Here is a 386-nt window from a genome sequence, read left to right as displayed (position 1 = left end):
GGAAGGCACGCCGGCCCAGGTGCAGGCGGACCCCGACGTCATCAAGGCCTATCTCGGGAGCAAGGACCAATGACGACGCTGCTCAACGTCAAGGACCTGCGCGCCTATTACGGCCAGGTCCAGGCGCTCCATGGCCTGTCCTTCTCGCTCAACGAGGGATCGTTGACGACGCTGCTCGGGGCCAACGGCGCCGGCAAGACCACCACGCTGCGCGCGATCTGCAACATGGTGCGCTCCACCGGCGGCATCGAGTTCGACGGCAAGCCGCTGAACAACCGCTCCACCGAGAGCATCGTGCGGTTCGGCATCGCCCATGTGCCGCAGGGCCGCGGAACCTTCACCACCATGACGGTGGAGGAGAATCTCCAGCTCGGGGCCATCACCCG

Annotated in this window: 2 protein-coding genes; both read left to right on the top strand. The window is 66.3% G+C overall.

Annotation, left to right across the window (positions count from 1 at the left end; translation table 11 throughout):
- Positions 1-73, top strand: a 73-nt coding sequence (locus tag RAD10_RS41565; RefSeq protein ID WP_461621993.1) for an ABC transporter ATP-binding protein C-terminal domain-containing protein, incomplete at its 5' end; no start/stop codon positions are given.
- The coding region (locus RAD10_RS41560; RefSeq protein WP_461621994.1) for an ATP-binding cassette domain-containing protein at positions 70-386 on the top strand (317 nt) is incomplete at its 3' end. The genes RAD10_RS41565 and RAD10_RS41560, both read left to right, overlap by 4 nt.

This window comes from Bradyrhizobium sp. 23AC (genome assembly GCF_054863025.1).
The sequence above is the reverse complement of the archived record's forward strand: the minus strand, read 5'-3'. Positions and strand labels throughout refer to the sequence as shown.